The following is a 380-nucleotide window of genomic DNA, read 5'->3' as shown; positions in this document are numbered from 1 at the left end:
GACGGGATTCGGGTGCAGCCCATTGCATCGGGGGAATACGGGAAAAACCGGACGAAAACGGCGATGATTTTTTCAGGCTGGCAGCATGGTTCAGCGCTTCCTTGCGTTCGGTGTTCAGCTCTTCCCAGCGTCTGCGCGTCGCCTGCATATCTGCCATCATCGACATGGCATTACTGGTGAGTTTCCATGCCGCATTACTGTCCTTCGGCAACGCTTCGATGATGTCACGTAGTGTGTACGAAGTTGCGTTGTCAGGAAGCACGATATTCAGAAGGTCAGCCACACGGCGGGCAGGCTCTGTCAGCCCGCTGTTTCTGAGTTCGGTACGGGAAATCTGTATTTCCAGGTTAAGTTTGTTAATCAGACGATTCTGTTCGCCG

The 380-nt window shown here is 53.4% G+C and carries 1 protein-coding gene; it reads right to left on the bottom strand.

Annotated elements, in window-relative coordinates:
- Positions 1-380: hypothetical protein (locus I6F17_RS37505; RefSeq protein ID WP_346769989.1), on the bottom strand; the 380-nt coding region annotated here is incomplete at both ends.

Source organism: Bradyrhizobium sp. NBAIM18 (assembly GCF_020193825.1).
Lineage (GTDB): Bacteria > Pseudomonadota > Alphaproteobacteria > Rhizobiales > Xanthobacteraceae > Bradyrhizobium > Bradyrhizobium yuanmingense.
This window is presented reverse-complemented; position numbering and strand designations above follow the sequence as displayed.